18 protein-coding genes and 2 pseudogenes are annotated in these 16096 nt (G+C 68.0%); 11 read left to right on the forward strand and 9 right to left on the reverse strand.

What is annotated here, in order from left to right; translation table 11 throughout:
* Positions 1 to 41: 41 nt before the first annotated feature.
* The gene (locus K1J60_RS42355; protein ID WP_220650858.1) at positions 42 to 755 is read right to left on the reverse strand and encodes an SDR family oxidoreductase; all 714 of its coding nucleotides are present in this window, start codon (positions 753 to 755) and stop codon (positions 42 to 44) included.
* A gap of 160 nt (positions 756 to 915) precedes the next feature.
* On the opposite strand from K1J60_RS42355, the gene K1J60_RS42360 reads away from it, so the two are divergent.
* Positions 916 to 1503, forward strand: a complete 588-nt coding sequence (locus tag K1J60_RS42360; RefSeq protein WP_220650859.1) for a TetR/AcrR family transcriptional regulator — start codon at positions 916 to 918, stop codon at positions 1501 to 1503.
* 233 nt (positions 1504 to 1736) lie between these two features.
* On the opposite strand, the gene K1J60_RS42365 is transcribed toward K1J60_RS42360, so the two are convergent.
* On the reverse strand, positions 1737 to 1886 hold the full coding sequence (locus K1J60_RS42365; RefSeq protein WP_220650860.1) for a hypothetical protein: 150 nt from the start codon (positions 1884 to 1886) through the stop codon (positions 1737 to 1739).
* A 50-nt stretch (positions 1887 to 1936) separates the two neighbouring features.
* Here K1J60_RS42365 and K1J60_RS46995 point away from each other — a divergent pair.
* Positions 1937 to 2215: pseudogene (locus K1J60_RS46995) on the forward strand (IS5/IS1182 family transposase); the annotation flags it as partial.
* A gap of 91 nt (positions 2216 to 2306) precedes the next feature.
* Here K1J60_RS46995 and K1J60_RS42370 read toward each other — a convergent pair.
* The gene (locus tag K1J60_RS42370; protein ID WP_259408164.1) at positions 2307 to 2957 is read right to left on the reverse strand and encodes a TetR/AcrR family transcriptional regulator; all 651 of its coding nucleotides are present in this window, start codon (positions 2955 to 2957) and stop codon (positions 2307 to 2309) included.
* A gap of 88 nt (positions 2958 to 3045) precedes the next feature.
* On the opposite strand from K1J60_RS42370, the gene K1J60_RS42375 reads away from it, so the two are divergent.
* The 3 genes from K1J60_RS42375 (at position 3046) to K1J60_RS42385 (ending at position 5140) form a co-directional block, all read left to right on the forward strand.
* Complete coding sequence (locus K1J60_RS42375; protein WP_220650861.1) at positions 3046 to 3885, forward strand: alpha/beta fold hydrolase; 840 nt, start codon at positions 3046 to 3048, stop codon at positions 3883 to 3885.
* A gap of 349 nt (positions 3886 to 4234) precedes the next feature.
* Positions 4235 to 4408 (forward strand): hypothetical protein, encoded by a 174-nt coding sequence (locus tag K1J60_RS42380; RefSeq protein WP_220650862.1) that lies wholly within the window; start codon positions 4235 to 4237, stop codon positions 4406 to 4408.
* Between the two features lie 258 nt (positions 4409 to 4666).
* Positions 4667 to 5140, forward strand: a complete 474-nt coding sequence (locus K1J60_RS42385; RefSeq protein ID WP_220650863.1) for a winged helix-turn-helix transcriptional regulator — start codon at positions 4667 to 4669, stop codon at positions 5138 to 5140.
* Between the two features lie 34 nt (positions 5141 to 5174).
* Here the strand turns inward: K1J60_RS42385 and K1J60_RS42390 are convergent, their stop codons facing one another.
* Positions 5175 to 5780, reverse strand: coding sequence for a CGNR zinc finger domain-containing protein (locus K1J60_RS42390; protein WP_220650864.1), 606 nt, complete (start codon positions 5778 to 5780; stop codon positions 5175 to 5177).
* Positions 5781 to 5845: 65 nt separating this feature from the next.
* On the opposite strand from K1J60_RS42390, the gene K1J60_RS42395 reads away from it, so the two are divergent.
* Positions 5846 to 6718 (forward strand): alpha/beta fold hydrolase, encoded by an 873-nt coding sequence (locus tag K1J60_RS42395; protein WP_220650865.1) that lies wholly within the window; start codon positions 5846 to 5848, stop codon positions 6716 to 6718.
* Positions 6719 to 6947: 229 nt separating this feature from the next.
* Here K1J60_RS42395 and K1J60_RS42400 read toward each other — a convergent pair whose 3' ends face one another.
* The 3 genes from K1J60_RS42400 to K1J60_RS42410 are packed head-to-tail and all read right to left on the reverse strand — an operon-like array spanning position 6948 to position 10346.
* Positions 6948 to 8414 (reverse strand): class I adenylate-forming enzyme family protein, encoded by a 1467-nt coding sequence (locus K1J60_RS42400; protein WP_220650866.1) that lies wholly within the window; start codon positions 8412 to 8414, stop codon positions 6948 to 6950.
* Between the two features lie 35 nt (positions 8415 to 8449).
* Positions 8450 to 9370 carry an alpha/beta hydrolase gene (locus K1J60_RS42405; protein WP_220650867.1) on the reverse strand — a complete coding sequence of 307 codons (921 nt, stop codon included), beginning with the start codon at positions 9368 to 9370 and terminating at the stop codon, positions 8450 to 8452.
* A gap of 7 nt (positions 9371 to 9377) precedes the next feature.
* Positions 9378 to 10346 (reverse strand): enoyl-CoA hydratase/isomerase family protein, encoded by a 969-nt coding sequence (locus K1J60_RS42410; protein ID WP_220650868.1) that lies wholly within the window; start codon positions 10344 to 10346, stop codon positions 9378 to 9380.
* Between the two features lie 249 nt (positions 10347 to 10595).
* Between K1J60_RS42410 and K1J60_RS42415 the strand changes: the two genes are divergently transcribed.
* Positions 10596 to 11237 carry a TetR/AcrR family transcriptional regulator gene (locus K1J60_RS42415; protein ID WP_259408165.1) on the forward strand — a complete coding sequence of 214 codons (642 nt, stop codon included), beginning with the start codon at positions 10596 to 10598 and terminating at the stop codon, positions 11235 to 11237.
* 48 nt (positions 11238 to 11285) lie between these two features.
* Here K1J60_RS42415 and K1J60_RS42420 read toward each other — a convergent pair whose 3' ends face one another.
* Positions 11286 to 12182 carry an SDR family oxidoreductase gene (locus K1J60_RS42420; RefSeq protein WP_220650870.1) on the reverse strand — a complete coding sequence of 299 codons (897 nt, stop codon included), beginning with the start codon at positions 12180 to 12182 and terminating at the stop codon, positions 11286 to 11288.
* Positions 12183 to 12337: 155 nt separating this feature from the next.
* Between K1J60_RS42420 and K1J60_RS42425 the strand changes: the two genes are divergently transcribed.
* From K1J60_RS42425 to K1J60_RS42440, 4 genes and pseudogenes are all read left to right on the forward strand, one after another.
* Positions 12338 to 12787 carry a winged helix-turn-helix transcriptional regulator gene (locus K1J60_RS42425; RefSeq protein WP_259408166.1) on the forward strand — a complete coding sequence of 150 codons (450 nt, stop codon included), beginning with the start codon at positions 12338 to 12340 and terminating at the stop codon, positions 12785 to 12787.
* A gap of 114 nt (positions 12788 to 12901) precedes the next feature.
* Complete coding sequence (locus K1J60_RS42430) at positions 12902 to 13435, forward strand: SRPBCC family protein (RefSeq protein ID WP_220650871.1); 534 nt, start codon at positions 12902 to 12904, stop codon at positions 13433 to 13435.
* Complete coding sequence (locus K1J60_RS42435; protein ID WP_220650872.1) at positions 13435 to 14496, forward strand: LLM class flavin-dependent oxidoreductase; 1062 nt, start codon at positions 13435 to 13437, stop codon at positions 14494 to 14496. Before K1J60_RS42430 ends, K1J60_RS42435 begins: the two co-directional genes overlap by 1 nt.
* A 30-nt stretch (positions 14497 to 14526) precedes the next feature.
* Positions 14527 to 15228 (forward strand): annotated as a pseudogene (locus K1J60_RS42440) (FAD-dependent oxidoreductase); the annotation flags it as partial.
* Here K1J60_RS42440 and K1J60_RS42445 read toward each other — a convergent pair.
* Positions 15229 to 16056, reverse strand: coding sequence for an SDR family oxidoreductase (locus K1J60_RS42445; protein WP_220650873.1), 828 nt, complete (start codon positions 16054 to 16056; stop codon positions 15229 to 15231). It abuts the pseudogene before it with no gap.
* Positions 16057 to 16096: the final 40 nt, after the last annotated feature.

Consider the following 16096-nt stretch of genomic DNA (forward strand, 5'->3'; position numbering starts at 1 on the left):
GGCCCGACGTGAAGAGATCACGTCGGCACCGAAGAACAAGCTCAGGCGTCCGTGCTGCGCAGGTCCGGGTAAAGCGCCTCGACCGGGCCGCTCAGAGCCGCCTTGACCCCCTTGGTCAACTCGTCGGCCAGGACCTCGTATTCTCCGGCCTCGACGGCGTCGTAGACCGTCGTCACCAACTGCGTCGGCAGCATCTTGGGTCCGTCGGCGTGCGCGGCCATATCGGTGTCGACGTAGCCCATGTGCACACCCGTCACATGGATGCCCATGGGTGCGAGCTCGATGCGCAGCGAGTTGGTGGCCGACCACAGCGCGGCCTTGGACGCGCTGTAGGCGCCGCCGAAGGCATACCAGCTGGCAACGGAGTGCACGTCGATGAGGACTGACCCCTTCTTGGCGGCGAGGACCGGTGCGAAGGCGCGGGCGAGGAAGACCGGTCCGAAGAAGTTCGTCTCCATGTTCGCCCGGATGTCCGCCTCGGTGACGTCCAGCAGGCTCGCGCTCGGCGGGGTGGCGCCCGCGTTGTTGACGAGTACGGTGACATCCGCCGCGGCGGCCACGGCCGCGTCGATCGACGCGCGGTCGGTGATGTCAAGGGTCAGGGGGACGATGCGTTCGTCGTCCCAGGCGCGGGGGGAGCGGGCGGTGGCGTAGACCTTGACGGCGCCGCGAGCCAGGGCCTCGTGGACGAAGTGGGTGCCGATACCGCCATTGGCGCCGGTGACGAGGACGACTGCTCCATCGAGGGAGGGCATGGGTTCCTTCTTTCCGAGGGGGATGTGAAGTGCGTGGCGGTGCACGGATGGAGCAACGAACGTCGCTCCGCGATGGGAGAATGAGCGAAGACACATGTGAGCCCACATGATATTGAGTACAATCATAACTGATTACAGTCAGAATCTGGAGGACGCTGCTATGCCTCTCGGACGGCGCGAGCGGAAAAAGCAGGAAAAGCTCGACCGCATCGTCGCTGCCGCCAGTGAACTGTTCGCCGAACACGGCGTCGATGAGGTCACGACCCAGCAGATCGCGGACCAGGCCGACATCGGCACCGGGACCCTGTTCCTTTATGTCAAGACCAAGGGCGAACTCCTCCTCCTTGTCCAGAACGCCAAGTACGTCGAAGCACTTGAGCAGGGCCGGGCGGACGCCGAGGCCGTCCCAGGCGTGCTGGACGCGGTGCTGGCGATCGTCCGGCCGATCGTGGAGTGCAACCGCATCCAGGTCGACAACGGACGCACCTACCTGCGAGAGATGGTCTTCGGCGACCCCGAGGAGCCCCGGCACGGTGCGGCCCTCGCCATCGCCGCGCAGACCGAGGAGGTCATCGCCGCCGTGCTGCGCCGAGACGAGCGGGTCGCAGAGGGCGACGCCGCGACCCTGGCACACATCGTGTCCGCCGTGATGTTCCTCAGCATGGCGGCGAGCGTGAACATCGCCTTGAGCGTCGAGGAGATCGTGCAGGACATCCGGGGGCAGGTTGAGGTCCTACTGCCTCGCTGAAGCGCGGCCCAGCCTCAGGCGCAGGTGACCATCCGGGCAGTCCGCGGCTGCGGCATGGCCCGAATCCTCAGATGACAGGTCATCCGGCCGTTGCTGCCCATGTCGACATGACTCGACGGGTGGGGCGGCCGGCCGGAGGGCTACCGCCACCGCGTGCTGCTGGGATTCCGGAGATTGCCCACCTGTGTGGCGTCGGGTCCCACTCCCGCAGCCCCTGTTCCCGGAAGTCCGGGTCAGGGCCCGTGTGGTGCGGGCAGGGCTTTGTGGGTCGATTCCAGGATCTTCTCCGACAGTTCTGTGCCCGCCGTGGCGCGGGCCAGCAGGATCGCGCCGACCAGGGTGGCCACCATGGGAAGGCCGTCCTTGGCGTCGGTGGCATCCACGTAACAACGGTCTCACCGAGGGACCTGACGGCCTTGTCTGCACCGCCCGCCTGCCGCTGTCGAGTGCGACCTTGAACCATCGCGCCGGCCTGATGCGCGGCCGCCTGAAGAAGATCGCCTCGCGGTGGCGGGCGCTGCCCGCCGGGAAGATCGCCGGCATCGTGCCGGCGGTGCTGCGCTGTGACCAGCGGCCCGGCGATCTGGCCGGCGGGGACGGGGTGCACCGCACCACCGTGAGCCGGTGGGTGTGTGAGGTCGTGGGCCTGCCGGCCGCCCGCGCCCCGCGCCTGGACCGCACGTTGAAGAAGATCGCCCGAAAGGGCGGCGGGGGTGGTCCTGCCGGTGTTCGTACTGAGGCGACTGGGAGCCGGCTTCGCGCTGCTCATGGTGCTGAGCTGGGCTTGAGTCGGTCGGCCGCGGTCAGGTTTCTGGACTCCTTGCCGCCGGCTGGTTGCTGTTGCCCTGTGCCAGTGACGCGAGAATTTCCTTGCGGCAGACATCGAGGATTTCGTCCGCCAGCGGAGAACCGTCCGGGCATGCCCGCGACAACATGATCGCGCCGACCGAATGGGCGAGCATGTCGATCACCATCATGCGGGCCGCGCGCTGGTCCGCATCCCCCGGCGTATCGCTCTGGGGCTGAAGGGCCGTCAGCAGGTTCTCGATCCCGGCTGCGAACTCTGTTTTGATGTCCGCCGGCTGACGTGCGGCGTCGCCGCCGAGGGCCGCGATGGTGCAGCCGTCGCCGCGCCCGTCGCGATGCTCCCGCGAGACGTAGCGCTCGACGAACTCGGCGGGGTCCAGACCTTCTGTCCGTGCCACGGTCTGCGAGAGCCCGCTTGCGGACGCTTCGGCCATCAGGTCGGCCTTGGAGCGGAAGTGCTTGTAGAACCCGCCATGGGTGAACCCGGCGGCTGCCATCAGTTCTGCCACGCCGACACCGTCGTATCCGCGCTCACGGAACAGTCGGGCGGCTGTCGCGACGATGTGGGCCCGGTTCTGCTCTGCCTGTGCCTTGGTGACCCGCATGTCCAGCCGTCCCTTCCTCGGTCGACGCTCGACGGTCAGCATACATAGATGTCGATCGACATCAAAGAGCTTGACTTTTTAGATTACGATCGTCATCGTATTGCTCACTCCCTCCAGAAAGGCTCAGGCCATGAGTGACACGCATGTGACCGCACCGACTCAGTACATCGAGGTCGACGGCGACCGGTTCGCCTACCGGCGCTGGGGCAAGCCCTCGGGCGTCCCGATCTTCCTGGTCCAGCACTTCCGCGGAGGGATGGACAACTGGGACCCGCTGCTCACCGACGGCCTCGCGGAAGGCCGTGAGGTCATCCTGTTCAACGGCCGCGGCGTGGCCTCGTCATCGGGCACGCCGCGTAACCGGATCGAGGACATGGCCGACGACATCGCCGCGGTCATCCGGGCGCTGGGGCTGGAGCAGGTCGACCTGCTCGGCTTCTCGCTCGGCGGTTTCCAGGCGCAGGAGGTCACGCTGCGCCATCCCCAGTTGGTGCGCAAGCTCCTCCTGCTCGGCACCGGCCTCCGAGGCGGGGACCCGACGAGTGACCCCGAGGTGCCTCAGTACGCCCTGAACCCGGTCCCCACCCTGGAGGACTTCCTCTTCCTGTTCTTCGGCCGCTCGGAAGCCGCGAAGCAAGCGGGCAAGGCCTTCTGGGAGCGCCGCCACCAGCGGGCCGACCAGGACCCGCCGAGCTCGCCCGCGGTCGCACAGGCGCAGTTCGAAGCGACCATCGCCTACGCGGAACCGCTGCCGGGCGAGAATCCCTACGCCCACCTGAACGCGATCACCCAGCCGACGCTGGTCCTCAACGGCGAGAACGACGTGATGATCGCCTCGATCAACTCCTGGCACCTCGCCCAGAACATCCCCAACGCGCAACTGCTGATCTATCCCGACGCCGGGCATGGAGCGCAGTTCCAGTATCCCGAGCGGTTCCTGAAGCACGCCATTCAGTTCCTCGACGAGTAACACCCGCGGTGCTTCGGTGCAGTCGCTGACGCCTGGTCCGTGATGACGGGCCGCAGGCTCACCGGTCCCCGGAATGCGACACGCACACCTTCCCAGGCCATGGAGTCCTTTGCGCCCCCGTGGTCGAAACGGAAGACAGTCCGGCCAACGGATCGTCGCCGATGTCGCCGGCTTGACCAGCTGCGCGAGAATCCGGCAGGCCGGACCCCGGCCGCCGGAGCGGCTGGCTGAGGTAGGCGCATCCTGCGTGATCGAGGCGGCGTGCGCCATTGCCCGGCTGCCGTGCCCGCTCCCACGGTGTCCACCACCGCGACCTTCCGCCGGGACGGCTGATACGTGCCGCACGGGCGTGGAAGACGTGGGCGCCGGCCGCGCCGTCGGTGACCACGACGAAGAGCGCCTCAGTTCCAGCCACTGGGCGGCGATCCGCTCGATCGTGGTGTCCGGGTTGCGCCAAAGCCGATACGACTTCGGTGGCAGCCACTTCACCTCGCGTCGTGGCTCCATGGGTCTCGACGGGTGAAATGCGCTCGCCAACCGGTGATCGACATGACGCTGGACGACAGCCCGTGGACGGCTCAACAGCGCATAACCAAAGGCACGCGACAACAAGGCGCGCGGAGTGCGGGGCTCCGCGGACTGTCGCGGCCGCCGGCAGCCCTCGGATTCGAGGTCGGAGCAGAGAGCGCCGTCGGACAACTCCCGTGTCCGTCATGAGCGTCGAGACACGCGAGCCGTCGATGTTGGGGACGCGAGGACCGAAGCTCTTCAGGACGCCGGCATGGACACCCGGCTCGACGGGGACATGTCGAACTGTTCGATCGCCCGGACCCTCGAGGTCGTGGGTGAGAAGTGGACGATCCTGATCCTGCGCGAGGTCTGGTACGGCTCGTCCCGCTTCAGTGACTTCGAACGGGTCCTCGGCTGTCCCTGCAATCTCCTCGCGGCGCGGCTCAAGATGCTCGTGGAGGAAGGGATCCTGGCCACCGAGACCTACAGGGAGCCGGGTTCGCGGAGTCGGCCGAAGTACGTGATCACACCCAAGGGCGTGGACCTGGTCCCTGCCGTGATGGGGCTCCTGCAGTGGGGCGACCGCTACCGCGCCGACCCGGAGGGCCCGGCCGTACTGACGCGACACCGCGGATGCGGTGCGCACGTCGATGCCCAGATCCGCTGCGAACGCGGCCACGCCGTGCAGGCGGAGGGCATCGAGAGTGTGCCCGGCCCCGCTTTCCGTATGAAGGCCGCTGAGTGAGCTGAGCGCGGTGGCGGCAGGGGTCCGGGTGGGCTCAGTCCGCCGGGGTGTGCTCACTCCGTCTGGCTCGGGCCTGGTGGAGGCGGACTTTGGTGCGGTTGCCGCAGCGGGACATCGAGCACCAGCGGCGGTTGTGGGCGGGGGAGCGGTCCAGGAAGCGCAGGGCGCACGTGTCCGCGCCGCACACGCGTACGCGCCGGATCTCGGTCGACAGGAGCAGGTCTACGGCGTCCTGGGCGATCAGTGCCAGGGCGGTCGCGGGACCAGGTGCCATGGTCGTGGTGCCGGCGGGCTCCAAGTGGCCGTCTTTGATGGCGATTTGCGGCGCCGGCCGGGGCGCCTCCGCTGCCGATCCGTTGAGCAGCACGACGTCGCTGGAGGAGGGCAGTCGGCCGTCGGAGACCGCGAGTACGGCCCGGTCGACCGCCTCGCGCAGCCGTCGGCCCGATGCCAGGACGGCGGGATCCACGGGATCCGGGACGCCCGGTGCGAGTAGCCCGGCCCGCTGAAGCCAGAGGGTGAGATCGCCCGGGTTCCGGAGCGTCTCCCCCGGCGTGGGTCGCCACCGGTGGCGGAGGGTGTTGGTGAAGTCCAGACAGACCCGCCCGCCGTCCCAGATCCATGCGTCGTCCGTTGCCACGCCTTCATTCTGCACGTTAGGTTTAACCCCCTGAGAGGGTTAGTTCGTGCCGGGGAGGCGCATCCATGGGACAGCCCGCAGTGACCACAGGCGTGACGCAGGTGGACGGGGTCCGCCTGCACTACCTCCGAGCGGGATCCGGTCCTCTGCTCGTCCTGCTCCACGGCTGGCCGCAGACCTCCGACTGCTGGCGGCCGGTGCTGGCGGATCTTGCCGCCGACCACACCGTTGTGGCACCCGACCTGCGTGGCTACGGCCTGAGCGACAAGCCCTCGACCGGATACGACAAGCGGCGGATGGCCGCCGACATGGCGGGCCTCGTCGAAGCACTCGGCTTCGAGACGGCCGCCGTCGTGGGGCACGACCGGGGCGCCCGCGTGGGGCACCGCTGGGCGCTGGACCGCCCCGAGCAGGTGGAACGGCTGGCTGTGCTCGACATCGTGCCGACCCGGGAGATGTTCCGCCGGCTGGACGCCTCGCTCGCCTCCGGGTACTGGCACTGGCTGTTCCAGATGCAGCCCGACCTTCCCGAGCGGCTCGTGGGGCACGACATACGCGGGTATCTCGAGTACTTCTTCGAGCGGTGGACCTACAACCGGCACGGGCTGACACCCGAAGCGGTCGACGGATATGTCCGAGCCTTCTCCCGCCCGGGTGCCATGCGCGCGAGCTTCGACGACTACCGCGCCATGGAGCAGGACGTCGCCCTCGACGACATCGACGCCGCCGAGGGCCGCCGCCTCACCATGCCGGTACTGGCGCTCTGGGGTTCCGCAGGGCTGCCCTCCCGCCTGCCGACGCTGGAGATCTGGCGCGCCTACGCGGACGACGTCACCGGAGCGGAAATCCCGGAGTGCGGCCACTTCATCCCGGAAGAGCAACCGGAGGCGCTGCTGGGCCATTTGCGGCCGTTCCTGGCCGACGAGGCGGGTCGGTGACCCTGCCACCGTGACGAGAGCGGCGCCCCTGCGGGTCCCCAGTCTCACTGGCCGGCCGGGGCAAGTCGTCCGAGCAGCCTCCCGAACCGAGGGGCGGCCCAGCCGCTTCCGGTCGGGCCGCCCCTCAGTCAGATCCTGGCCGAGACCGGGACACCCGCCGAAGTGTCCCCCGCGGCCACGTAGTCGGATATGCGCTGCCCGGGCATCCGGGCTCGGCGCGCGGTGAATATCAGGTAGCCGCGACGTGGGCAGCGCGCAAGGAGGCTTTGTCGATCTTCCCGACCGCGTTCTTCGCTATGGCCTCTACCACGAAGAACCCGGTCGGACGCTTGAAGCCGGTGAGGCTGCGCGCACAGAGCTCCCGCAGCGCCGTCAGATCGACGGTCACGCCTGGTCGCGGCTGTATGTAGGCCACGACCACCTCTCCCCACTTCTCGTCGGGTACGCCGATCACGGCGGCTTCGAGCACCGACGGGTCGCCTGTGAGGACGTCCTCGATCTCCTTGGGGTAGATGTTCTCCCCACCGCGGATGATCATGTCCTTCGAGCGCCCGACCAGGGTCAGATAGCCCTCGGCGTCGAGGTGACCCACATCGCCCGTGTGCAACCAGCCGTCGACGATGACTCGGGCCGTTTCCTCAGGGCGGCCGAGATAGCCACGCATGACGTTGGGGCCCTTCACGAGGACCTCACCGTCCGTGCCCGGCCCCACCTCGGTACCTTCGGCGTCGACGATCCGAATCTCCTGGCCGGGGAAGGGAAGTCCCACGGTGCCGGCACGTCGCGGGCCCGCGACGGGGTTGATGGTGGACCCGCAGGTTCCTTCGGACAGGCCGTACCCCTCGACAAGAGGGAACCCGTACCGGGCTTCGAACCGGTTCAGCAGTTCGGCGGAGGCAGGTGCGGCGCCACAGACTCCGAACCGCAGCGACGATGTGTCGGGGCGCACGTCGTCCGGGAGCGCGGCGAGCATGCCGTAGATCGTCGGCACGGCGCTGAAGAAGGTGGGGCGCTCCTGCTCGACGAGGTCGAAGAAGCTGTGTGGGTCGAACCGACGGCCCGCGATGACGACGCTCGCCCCCGCGAGAAGAGGCGTGAGAATGCTGACCACGATGCCGTTGACGTGGAAGAGCGGCAGGATCAGCAGGCACCGGTCGGCGGGCCCGATGTCCAGGGACAGGCGGCCCATCTCCGTCATGGCGTCGATGTTGGCGTGGTCCAGCATCACGCCCTTGGGAATCCCGGTGGTGCCGCTGGTGTATATGAGAAGAGCCAGCGCGGACGAGTCCACATGCGGTGCGTGATCCGAACTCGCCCCTTCCTTGTACAGTGCGCCGACGGCGAGTACGGCAGTACCGTCCGTGACGGGCGCCGCGTGGTCCTCGACCACCAGCAGACGCGCACCGGAGTCCTTGACCTGTCGGGCCACCTCGACGTCGGTCATGCTCGGGTTGACCGGCGTGATGGTGGCGCCGATCCGCCAGGCGGCGAACAACAGCAGCACGAACTCGATGCGGTTCGTCAGCTTGAGGGCCACGACATCGCCGGGACCGATGCCGAGGTCCTGGAGCTGACGCGCTGCCGCACGGACGCGGTCCAGCAACTGAGTGTTGGTGAGTGACTGGCGCCCGTCCGAGACCGCTGCCCCATCGGGGTCGAGAGCGGCGCGACGGTCGGGCAGTGAAGCGAAGTTCATGGCGGGCGTACCTGTCTCGGTGTTGTGCGATCCGGTCAAGGAGTCGATGCCGGCGCGGGGTGCAACTGCCGGGTGAGGAACTCGATCTGGTCGCGGACCAGGGCCTCGAAGGTCTCGCCGGTGTAGAAGTCGAAGTGGCCGGCGTCGTACCTCTTGATCTCTCCCCGGGGTGCGGTGCGCGCGTACCGGAGGGTCTGGGCGGGAGGCGTGACGGAGTCGGTGTTGCTGACGCAGAAGAGGATCGGCATGGCGACCTTCTTCGCCGCACGCCCGGGCCGGTAGGTGGCGATGGTCGGAATGACCCGTGCCGCCACCTCGTTGCGGAACGTCGTGCCGGGCGGCTGCAGCGCCTGGTATCCGGGAAGGGCGTCCGGAGCGTTCATGAGGGCCGGCGAACCGGGGGCGGAGGCGATGGGAACCATCGCGGGTGCCTTGCCGCGCACTCTGGCCGCCATGTCCCGAACGAGCACGGGGGTCATCCTGAGCGAGGCGACCGGGCCGAGCGCGAGCGCGGAGGCGAGACCATCGGTGAACGGGCACTGGGACACGGCCGCGCGCAGTTCGGGATGCCGAGAGGCGACGGTGATGGCGTGGCCTCCGCCGAAGGAGCTGCCCCACACCGCGATGCGGGAGCGGTCGATGTCAGGGCGGGCCTTGACGTAGGCGATGGCGGCGTCCCAGTCGGCGAGCTGACGCTTGATCGACAGGAGCTGGCGCGGGTGGCCGCCGCTGTCGCCGAAGTGCCGGTAGGTGAAGGCCACGGCGGCGATGCCGGCCTGAGCGAAACGCTCGGCGAAGGCGTCCAGGCGCATCTCGCGGGTGGCGCCGAGGCCGTGCCCGAGGATGACGACGGGCGGGGAGGTGACGCCCGTGGGCAGGTAGAGCCAGCCGGCACACGTGCTGTCGCCGGAGGGGAATGTGATGTTGTGCCGGATGAAGGGCTGCGCAGTGGTCATCGTCGGCTCACCGTCCGTTCGCCGTGCGGCGCCCGGGCACGCTGCCTGCGGCGAGCGCGTGCGCGTAGGTCTCCGGCCGGTAGAGCGGGAGTTCGCCGGTGGCGTCCGTGGTCTCGAGGTAGTCGAGCATCAGTTCCTGGCCCCCCTTGGACATGACTCTGGTGAAGAATTCGGCACGTTCGACGTGCAGGCCGTCCTCCAGTGACATCGAGCCGCCGAAGTACACCGACCTCTTGGCGGCCGCGACCGACCCCTTCGACCGCCGGCCGAAGTGCTCCGCGAGTTCGACCGCCTGCGCGACGACCTTGTCCTGGGGGACGACCTTGTCGACCGCCCCGTTGGCGAGAGCCTCCGCGGGCGTGAACGGCTTGCCTTCGAGGATCGCGGCCAGGGACCGGTGAGTGCCGATCAGGCGGGTCAGCCGCTGGGTGCCGCCTCCGCCCGGGATGATGCCGAGGAGGATTTCGGGCTGGCCGATGAAGAAGTCCCCGTCGGCCATGACCCGAAGATCGCAGGCCCAGGCGAACTCGGCGCCGAGGCCGAGAGCCGAACCGTTGAGGGCGGCGACGAAGAGGACACCGCTGGCGTTCATCCGGAGGAAGGTCGTGTGCAGACGCTCCAGCTGGAGGGCCCCGCGCATCGGGGTCCTGCGCATCGCGGGCCCGAGGAGACGGGACCGGTCCACGTGCTTGGCCATGCGTACGACGGCGGCGGCACCGCGTCGGCCGACCGTCGGGCTCGCGGCGCCCTCTTCCTGCAGCCACCGGACCGCGGCATGGCTGACGAACCGCTCGGGATGTGCCCCGGTGAAGACGACGGCACGGATGCTCGGATCGCGGTCGACCCGGTTCACCAGCTTGTCCAGCTGATGGGCGATATCGAGGCCGAACAACTGGTGCGGGCCGCCGTCGACCCGGACGACAAGGACGGCTCCGCGGTCCTCGATCTCCAGATGGCCCTTGTCTTTGTATGGCATGGATTCTGCTCCCGTGCTGGGTTCATGGGGGAGTGCAAAGCGGGTGAGGGAGGGGCTACCGGCGCCAGGAATCTGGGACAGTGCGTGAAAGCCCGTCCGGGGAGCGCACCCGTGTCCGAAACGGCACGTCACTCGAGATGTGTACTATTGCCGTGACGAGTTAGGTAACCAAGTTATTTCAAGAGTGTCAATGGTGGAGGCGCGAGAGACATGGGGCGGCCGAGGCTCGATGACGCACCGGAGCGGCTTGTGCGAGCCGCTGTCGGCCTGCTGGCCGAACAGGGGCCGTCGGCCATCAAGGCGCGTACGGTGGCATCCGCGAGCGGGCTGTCGACGATGGTCGTCTACGGCCACTTCGGTGGAATCCCCGAACTGATGCGCGCCGTAGCCGACCACGGCTTCAGGGAGCTCGGCGCGGCTTTCGCCCAGGTGCCGGTGACGGATGATCCGATCGCGGATCTCTTCGCCATGGCTTTGACCTGCCGCCGAGTGGCCCACGAGAACCCTCACCTGTACGACCTGATGTTCGGCCTGTCCACTCGTGCGACGTACCGGCCGTTGTCGGACGCGGACCTTCGCTTGAGCGGACATTCGCCGGCCTTCCGGGATGCCCACGTCCATATCACCGCGGCATGTCAACGGCTCGTGGACTCGGGCAGGGCCGAGCGGCAGGAACCTGAAGTCATAGCCGCCCAGTTGTGGAGTCTGGTCCACGGGTACATCACCCTTGAGCTGGCCGAGCACTTCGGCGAGTTCGAGGACCCCGTGGCGCAGGTGATGCTGCCGATGGGCGTGAACTTCTCTGTCGGTCTGGGCGACGAGCGGGAACGGGCCGAAGCCTCGCACGAGGCGGGCGCGCGCCTTTACGACTCGATCGTTCAAGGTCGGTGAAAGTCGGTAGGGCAGGTCGCCGTCCCGCGTGGGACTACCCGTGTGCGGCTAGGGCGACTTGGTCTCCGTGGTAGAGGTACCGGTGCCCGGCGTGAGCTGGTCGTGCCTCCCCAGCGCCGCGACCTCCCGTTCGAGGGACGGAACGGCACGGGCCGCGAAGCGCCTCGCCCATGGCCAGGCCAGTGGCGAATTCAGCACTGCCTTGGCCCAGTTGGCCACGACGACCGCGCGCGGGACGTACACGCGGCTGCGGCGGCGCACGAGCCCGTCGACGATCGCGGCAGCCGCTCGGTCGGCACTCGTGGTGACATTGCCCGGGTAGGGAAGCCGGTTGCGCAGGCCCTGGAACGAGGGGAGGTCCACCTCGGCGCCCCGGACGAGATCCGTGTCGATCCAGGAGGGGTGCACCAGGCCGACCGTGACGCCGAGGTGCGCCACCTCCTGGCGGTAGGTCAGGGCGAGCAGTTCGGCCGCGGCCTTGCTGGCGCCGTAGGAGGCCATCGCCGCCAGCGGCATGAAGGACAGCGCGGACGCCACGACCAGCACGTGTCCCCGGCTGTGCTCCAGATGGGGCGTCACGTACTTGAGGGTCCGGAAGACACCGTTCAGATTGATGTCCAGGACCCGCTCGAACGACGCCTCGTCCGTCTGTCGCACGGTCCCGTACGCCACGACGCCGGCGTTGGCGACGACGAGATCGATGCCGCCCATGACCCCCGCGGCCTCGTCGATCGCTGACCGCAGGACGGTGCCGTCGCGCACATCGGCCTCACGCCAGGAAGCGGCGGGGCCCAAATCGCGGGCGAGGTCACGGAGCCGGTCGGGCTCCAGTCCGATCAAGGTCACCTGAGCGCCTCGGGCGATGGCCAGGCGGGCCACCTTCTCGCCGATGCCGCGCGCCGCTCCGGTGACAACCAGCTTTCTGCCCAGCAAGTCACGTTTCATGGCCGCAACATAACTTCGTTATTTATTGAGCGCAAGATGTCGCGCGTATGAACTGTCGCCGCTCCACCTGCTGGGTCTCACGACCGGACGAACCTATGCTGCCTGTCATGAGGCGGACATCCTTTGCGCACTGGCCCTGTTCGATCGCGCGCACCATGGACTTGCTCGGGGACTGGTGGACGCCGTTGGTGCTGCGTGAGGCGTTCTACGGGATCCGGCGGTTCGACGCGTTCCAGGTGTCACTGGGGATCGCGCGCAACACATTGACGGACCGGTTGCGCCGGCTGGTGGACGAGGGGCTGCTGGAGAAACGGCCGTACCAGACGGAGCCGGTTCGGTACGACTACGTGCTCACGGAGAAGGGGCGCGACTTCTACGGTGTGCTGCTGGTGATGAACCGGTGGGGGGACCGCTGGCTGTCCGGTGAAGAGGGCCCGCCGGTAGTCATGCGTCACGAGGTCTGCGGACAGGAAGCCCATGCCGAGGTGGTGTGTTCTTCCTGCGGCGAGCAGATGACCGCGGAGAACACCAGTCCTCGGATGGGTCCCGGCTATCCGCCGCATCTGGCCGAACGGCCCGATGTGCGGGAGCGTTTCGCCGGCTGACTCAGCGGCTCCGCCGGGGCTGCGTATGCCCTTGACATGTGAGTCTATCTACGCAACTTTACTGGTCACGTCTGGTCATGGGAGTTCTCGGATCGGCATGGAGGCTGCAGGAACATGGAGTGGACAGGCGCGCGCTATGCGGACAAGCCGACGGTGGAGGTCCGTACCTGGATCGCTGCTCCGCCCGAACAGGTGTGGACGCTCGTGTCCGACATCGAATTGATGCCGCGTATGAGCTCCGAGCTGCAGTACGTCGAATGGCTGGACGGCAGGACCGCCCCTGCTCTGGGGGCCCGGTTCATCGGCCGGAGCAAGCACGAGGCGCTCGGGGAGTGGACCACCACATCCCACATCGTCGAGTACGAGCCGCCGAGGCTGCTTGCCTGGGGCGTCGAGAACCCGCAGAACCCAACGGCGATCTGGCGGTTCACGTTGGAGCCGCAGGCCGGTGGCACTCTGCTGAGCGAATGGATGCAGATGGGGCCGGCCCGTTCGGGCCTCTCCTTCGCCATCGATCGCATGCCGGAGAAGGAGCAGAAGATCGTCTTCGTGCGCATGCGCGAGTTCGAGGCCAACATGACCATCACCCTCGAAGAGATCAAGAAGCTGGCCGAGAGGGCCCAGCCCGCGGGCGAGGAGAGGCTCTGATGCGGACCTCCACCACGATCGAAGCCTCCGGGAGCGACTGGCGGGAGATCGTCGCCTATGTCACCGAGGCGGAGAAGCTCGGTCTCGACATCTGCTGGGTGGCGGAGGCATGGGGCTCCGAGGCTCCCTCGCCGTTGGGCTACCTCGCGGCGAAGACCGAGCGCATGCTCCTCGGATCCGGAATCATCCAACTCGGCACCCGCACGCCGATGGCCATCGCCCGCGCCGCGATCACACTGTCGCAGATCTCCGAGGGGCGCTTCCTTCTCGGACTGGGCCCCTCCGGGCCGCAGGTGATCGAGGGGCTGCACGGTGTGCCCTTCGCCCGGCCGCTGGTGCGGATGCGGGAGACCGTCGAGATCGTGCGGGAGGCCGCCGCCGGCGGCAAAGTCTCCTACTCAGGACAGGAGTTCCGGATTCCACTGCCGGGCGCGGAGGCGAAGCCCATGCGTCTGTCGATGCGTGCCGAGCATGACATTCCGGTCTACCTCGCCACCCTCTCGCCGAAGATGCTGCACCTGACCGGTGAGATCGCCGATGGGTGGCTGGGCACCAGTTTCGTGCCCGAGGGCGCCAAGGAGGCGTACTTCGACCACCTGGACCAGGGCCTGGCCACCGCCGGTCGCGCTCGTGCCGACCTCGACATCTGCCAAGGTGCCGAGGTCGCCTTCGCGGACGACGAGGACGCGCTGAGCGCGATGGTGGCCGGACGCAAGAAGGAACTGGCCTTCAGCCTGGGCGGCATGGGTTCCGCGACCACGAACTTCTACAACAACGCCTACAGCCGCCAGGGTTGGGCCGAGGTGGCGGCCGAAGTCCGGACACGTTGGCAGGCTGGGGACCGGGACGGCGCGGCCGGCTTGGTCACCGACGAAATGGTCCTGGCGACCACGCTGATCGGAACCGAGGCCATGGTGCGCCAACGGCTGCGTGTGTGGCGCGACGCCGGTGTGGACACCGTACGTTTCTATCCGGCCGGAGAGACCCTCGACGCTCGGCTCACCACTCTCGGCCGGGCCATCGACCTGGTCCGTGACATCGAGGACGAGGCGGCACGGTAGCGGCACGGCCTGGTGCAGTCGAGGAGTGCCGTTGACCCGCACACGCTTCTGGTCGCCGACCACGACGGCAACTCCCGCACCATAGGCTTCGGCCACTGCATCATCACCACGGGCGCCACCCCGAAGCTGCTACCCGGCACCAAGCGCAGCGCGCGTGGTGACGTACGAGGAGCAGATGCTCGCGGAGGACCCCCCGCAGTCGATCGTCATCGCGGGTGCCGGCGCCATCGGCATCGAGTTCGCGTACGTCCTGCACACCTACGGTGTGCAGGTCACGATCGTGGAGTTCCTGGACCGAGCCGCTCCCTTCGAGGACGCCGAAGTCTCCGCCGAACTGGCCAAGCAGTACCGAAAGTTGGGCATCGACGTACTCACCTCCACCCGTGTCGAGTCGATCGCCCAGTCCGGGCACCAGGTCCGCGTCACGGTCACCGGAACGGACGGTGCCCGCCAGGTCCTGGAGGCGGACAAGGTCCTCCAAGCGATCGGCGTCGCCGCGAACGTGACCGGGGATACGGCCTGGAGAACACCGGTGTCAAGGTCACGGAGCACGGCGCCATCGACGTGGACGAGCGCTGCCGTACCTCCGTTCCGCACATCTGCGCCATCGGTGACGTCACCGCGAAGCTCATGCTCGCGCACGCCGCTGAGGCGATGGGAGTGGTCGCCGCTGAGACGCTCTCCGGCGCGGAGACCATGGAGCTGGACTACGTCATGATCCCGCGCACCACCTCAGGCCGGATCGACGAATATGTCGAGCGCGAGATCACCTTCGAAGCCGGCAGGGCTGTAGACGGACAGGTCGGTGACGCCCTCGTCCGACAGGACCTCGTCGTCGATGAACAGGTTGGCGGTGCACTTCCGCGCGTCACGCGTGAGGATGGCGTGCGCGGCGTCAGCCATGATCCGCGGACTACGGGCTTGTCCGGCGCCGCCGACCACGTTGCGCACGGCGGCTGTGTCGATCAGGGTCCGCGGCCACAACGAGTTGGCGGCGATGCCGTCGGCGGCGAGCTCCTCCGCGAGCCCGATGGTGCACAGACTCATGCCGTACTTCGACAGCGTGTAACCGAGATGCTTCCCCACCCAGTGCGGCGCGAGGTTCAACGGCGGGGAGAGCGTGAGGATGTGCGGGTTGCCCGCCTTGCGCAGGTGCGGGACAGCGGCCTTGCTCAGCAGGAACGTGCCCCGCGTGTTGATGTCCTGCATCAGGTCGTACCGCTTCATCTCCAGCTGCTCCGACGATGACAGGTCGATCGCGCTGGCGTTGTTCAGCACGATGTCGATGCCACCGAAGGCGCTGACCGCCGCGTCGACAGCGGTGTGCACATCGTCCTCGTTGCGGACGTCGCCGACAACGGCCAGCCCCTTGCCGCCTGCGCGCTCAATCTCGTCAACGGCGCTGTGGACCGTGCCTTCGAGCTTCGGATGCGGCACGGCGGTCTTGGCGAGCATCACCACGTTCGCACCGTCGCGGGCCGCGCGCAGAGCGATGGCGAGTCCGATGCCGCGGCTGCCTCCCGACATCAGGATGGTCTTGTCGGCCAGTGTCTGTGTCATGGTCGAACCTCCACAATAGATTGCCGAGCTAATCGTACGT

Origin of the sequence: Streptomyces akebiae (assembly GCF_019599145.1) — a bacterium.
Lineage (GTDB): Bacteria > Actinomycetota > Actinomycetes > Streptomycetales > Streptomycetaceae > Streptomyces > Streptomyces akebiae.

What these genes read in the sequence shown, in the direction of transcription:
- K1J60_RS42420 (WP_220650870.1), bottom strand. Translation starts at nt 12,182, where the DNA reads ATGAAACGTGACTTGCTGGGCAGAAAGCTGGTTGTCACCGGAGCGGCG.
- K1J60_RS42435 (WP_220650872.1), top strand. Translation starts at nt 13,435, where the DNA reads ATGCGGACCTCCACCACGATCGAAGCCTCCGGGAGCGACTGGCGGGAG.
- K1J60_RS42445 (WP_220650873.1), bottom strand. Translation starts at nt 16,056, where the DNA reads ATGACACAGACACTGGCCGACAAGACCATCCTGATGTCGGGAGGCAGC.
- K1J60_RS42370 (WP_259408164.1), bottom strand. Translation starts at nt 2,957, where the DNA reads ATGCTGACCGTCGAGCGTCGACCGAGGAAGGGACGGCTGGACATGCGG.
- K1J60_RS42375 (WP_220650861.1), top strand. Translation starts at nt 3,046, where the DNA reads ATGAGTGACACGCATGTGACCGCACCGACTCAGTACATCGAGGTCGAC.
- K1J60_RS42410 (WP_220650868.1), bottom strand. Translation starts at nt 10,346, where the DNA reads ATGCCATACAAAGACAAGGGCCATCTGGAGATCGAGGACCGCGGAGCC.
- K1J60_RS42430 (WP_220650871.1), top strand. Translation starts at nt 12,902, where the DNA reads ATGGAGTGGACAGGCGCGCGCTATGCGGACAAGCCGACGGTGGAGGTC.
- K1J60_RS42385 (WP_220650863.1), top strand. Translation starts at nt 4,667, where the DNA reads ATGGACACCCGGCTCGACGGGGACATGTCGAACTGTTCGATCGCCCGG.
- K1J60_RS42405 (WP_220650867.1), bottom strand. Translation starts at nt 9,370, where the DNA reads ATGACCACTGCGCAGCCCTTCATCCGGCACAACATCACATTCCCCTCC.
- K1J60_RS42400 (WP_220650866.1), bottom strand. Translation starts at nt 8,414, where the DNA reads ATGAACTTCGCTTCACTGCCCGACCGTCGCGCCGCTCTCGACCCCGAT.
- K1J60_RS42395 (WP_220650865.1), top strand. Translation starts at nt 5,846, where the DNA reads ATGGGACAGCCCGCAGTGACCACAGGCGTGACGCAGGTGGACGGGGTC.
- K1J60_RS42360 (WP_220650859.1), top strand. Translation starts at nt 916, where the DNA reads ATGCCTCTCGGACGGCGCGAGCGGAAAAAGCAGGAAAAGCTCGACCGC.
- K1J60_RS42425 (WP_259408166.1), top strand. Translation starts at nt 12,338, where the DNA reads ATGGACTTGCTCGGGGACTGGTGGACGCCGTTGGTGCTGCGTGAGGCG.
- K1J60_RS42355 (WP_220650858.1), bottom strand. Translation starts at nt 755, where the DNA reads ATGCCCTCCCTCGATGGAGCAGTCGTCCTCGTCACCGGCGCCAATGGC.